This window comes from Vibrio sp. V10_P2A27P122 (assembly GCF_963874335.1).
In the GTDB taxonomy this organism is placed as follows: Bacteria; Pseudomonadota; Gammaproteobacteria; order Enterobacterales; family Vibrionaceae; genus Vibrio; species Vibrio anguillarum.
Genome location: NZ_CAWNHY010000175.1, coordinates 1 through 3,224, shown reverse-complemented (window position 1 = coordinate 3,224; position 3,224 = coordinate 1). Strand labels below are relative to the sequence as shown.

The window sequence follows — 3,224 nt, the reverse complement described above, 5'->3', positions numbered from 1 at the left end:
ACTTTACCGCTCTCTTAATTTCATCATCATAATTTAGTTTTTTATCTTGATACACGAGCAATATTGGATATGTCAATGACATATTATATTTTTCAAGCTCTTGAAGAATATTAATTTCAGGGTCATCTTGCCAAGCTAATATTACTTCCTCAAGTTTAGATCCTTTAAGGTTAAACTGGTCTAAACGGTCTTCTAGATTAATAACATTAGATGACAAATAATCATCAGAAATTACTTTATCCAGTCCCTTTATAGCGCTATGTACACAGCTAGAAAGAGAATCTCTGAATTTAACCTCACCAAAATAAAGGTGTATACTATTACCACTATCAACTAAATGATAAGAGTCATATCCAGCAGTTTCTTTTTTATCTACAGGGCTGTAGAAATATCCTCTAGCGATAATAGGGTCGGCATAGTAGTAATGTACTAGAAAGCAATAGAGTAGGACTTCACCAAAAAAACCATAAGAAATTTTTGTCTTGTCTGATGCTTCAGGATTGAAACGTATTTTTGAGCGCAATGCTCTAGAATACATTGCTTGATAATCTTTGTCTGTTAGATCAAATTGATTAAATGAATACTCAATTACACTGTTATAAATTATTTCAGCTAATGCGGTTTCACATTCGCAGCTAAAGCAATCATCTTCAATATTGCTCAGCGCCATACCATCGATATCTAACTTTTTATTAGGTAACGTATATCGGTATATAAGTGTATTTTTAATTAAACCTTTTAGTGACTCTCGCAAGTTAATCCTTTTGTATTTGATATGTAAAGCAACAGCGCTACATTCCTCATCATCTAACACTAACACATTAATATTTATACATAAAATACAAGACATGCCATTTCACTCAAAGGTTGATCCATTTCAACCTTTGAGTGAAATAGCTATCGTAACTCCGACCCTAGCAATACCTTTGCTATGTTGTTCAGTAATACGATTTGCCTGCTTAGCAGGTTGACTAATCACTGTGCATCCACCCTCAGTAAGCTCTGTTAACTGAGATTCAGACACTAATTGTTTTTCTAGTTTGACACCTTGAACAACAGATTAAGCTCCACTGGAAACCTTAGCCCCCTTGTATGCTTTATAGACTGAATTCCGAGTCCTCCAGTAGCGACTGTTAGAACTCAGCTCACAGCAAGAGATTTGGCTGCCGCACCAACACCTTCATTTTGAAAAGCGGAAATCTCAGCTCCAAAGCAGCAATTTCAAAAAAACCATTTCCTCCATCAAGGTCAGTGTATTTATACGGATTATTATTGGTATAAGTATAGCGGTTGAAATCATGTGCAATGCTGTTACCATGCTGCGCATGGCTCAACCAGAGCATTCGAGAATAAGCGATCTATGACTGGATCAAAGTATCCTGTCTACATATAGCTCAACGCTAAGTCGGCATCATATTTATGACCCGTATATCCGATATCCCCCTCATTTTCTACCTCGTCACCTAGCGCCCAGACTTGATTTAGCGCAACGGGATTAAAGTTCTGGTTCAACAGATTATCTGCAACAGCATCACTTAATTGACACCAATAGAGCAATCACCATGTTGCATTGCTAAAGTTTGGTCAATTTGCTAGTGATATGTAGAATTTTTTAGGTGATACGTAACAAGGAAAGGGGCAAAAACGCGTCAGCTAAAGGCGCTGGGCAATGGCGTAAAAACATTAAACCAGTTGGCTCAACGGTGGGTAGATTTCAGACTTTATGATATCCGCAAGCTAAGCTTCATCGTACTTCCCCGAATCTAATTCAGTGAAAAACTCATCGCCTTCCATTAAGTCATCTTCTTTGATATCCAAAAACCGAGAGCAAATTAGTCTCATTTTATCTTCTTCCGTAAGAGAATCATTTTGCTCTAGGCTTAATGCTACTGGTGTTACATTTATAAATTCATCAAAGTGTTTAGTTGAAGGGGGCATTCCCTCAAGAAGTTCTTTTTCTGATGGTCGTATTTTGCTCATTTTATCTTCTCAGTACATGATGACATTAGATAATGTATAGCATAATGAGTTACCAGCAAAACGCTGTAAACCACTCGATAACAAGGTTTGGGGCAAAAGTGTTTTAGTAAGCCATATCAATCATAATAAATGGCACACTCCCAACTCTCACGAAACTGATTCCCTCCCCTTCAAGGGGAGGAACAGAACGGTATACAGACCGAAGGCATGCTTTACATAAGTCACACTCAAAAATAGTGTGAAATAGTCAAATAGCGGGCGCGGATGTGCTCTATCAGCAAGCGGACTTTATTCGGGGGTTGGCGAGTAAAGGGATACACGGCGTATATACCCAATTTTTTGCCCACTTGTTCCGGGAAAATATCCACTAGTTGGCCGTTCCGAAAATCATGATAAACCAAACAGCGCGGTACATAAGCAATGCCGTGGCCGCCTAAAGCCGCTTTTCTCAGTGCCGTGGCATTATCCGTAGAAAAGCAGCCCGAGACTGTGACAATGTAGCTTCCTTTGCGGCCTTTAAATTCCCACTCGCTCGCGCCTGTGGTTTGGTAGGCGTATTGAAAGCAGTTGTGGTTGACTAAATCTTCCGGTTTTAACGGTTTTCCATTTTTCGCAATATAAGAGGGAGAAGCGCACACAACCCACTGTGAGTCTAAAATATGCCGCGCAATTAAGCTTGAATCTTCCAAATAACCAGTGCGGATCACTAGGTCAAAACCTCCTTCTACTAAATCAACAAAACGGTTATCAAGCGACATGTCCACTGTTAAGCCGGGGTGTAAATTGCAAAATTCCGCAACCGCGTCGGCCAATATTAGATCGCCTGATATGGTGGGTACCGACATTTTGATGTGGCCGCTGACATTTTCACCAAACCCAGCCACCGCATCGACGGCTTCTTGAGTGGCAAGCTTCACATTTTTCGCACCCTGTAACAGTGCCTTGCCCGCTTCAGTCAGAGTTAATTTACGCGTAGTTCGATATAATAGCTGCACGCCTAACTCTTCTTCTAAACGCGCCATTCTTTTACTAACTACTGAATTTGTAAGGCTATTCTGTTCTGCTACTTTACTAAAACTTCCCAGTTCCATCACTTGTGAAAACAATATTAGGTCGTCTGCTCGCATCTTATTATGTCAATTTTGGAATTAATTATTTTCATTATTTCCCTATATCCATAAAAAATAAAGGAGTAAATTTACCCCAAATTAACAAAAACATCACAAATATAATAATTTAGCTAC

4 protein-coding genes are annotated in these 3,224 nt (G+C 39.2%); all 4 read right to left on the bottom strand.

The genetic code is table 11. The features are described from left to right. Positions 1 to 850: Hachiman antiphage defense system protein HamA (locus AACQ17_RS07965; protein WP_094167716.1), on the bottom strand; the 850-nt coding region annotated here is incomplete at its 3' end. Positions 851 to 1,145: 295 nt separating this feature from the next. After that, positions 1,146 to 1,343, bottom strand: coding sequence for a hypothetical protein (locus AACQ17_RS07960; protein ID WP_094148117.1), 198 nt, complete (start codon positions 1,341 to 1,343; stop codon positions 1,146 to 1,148). Positions 1,344 to 1,737: 394 nt separating this feature from the next. Next, positions 1,738 to 1,980 (bottom strand): hypothetical protein, encoded by a 243-nt coding sequence (locus AACQ17_RS07955; protein ID WP_019281957.1) that lies wholly within the window; start codon positions 1,978 to 1,980, stop codon positions 1,738 to 1,740. Positions 1,981 to 2,207: 227 nt separating this feature from the next. Continuing rightward, positions 2,208 to 3,107, bottom strand: a complete 900-nt coding sequence (locus tag AACQ17_RS07950; RefSeq protein ID WP_094148115.1) for a LysR family transcriptional regulator — start codon at positions 3,105 to 3,107, stop codon at positions 2,208 to 2,210. Positions 3,108 to 3,224: the final 117 nt, after the last annotated feature.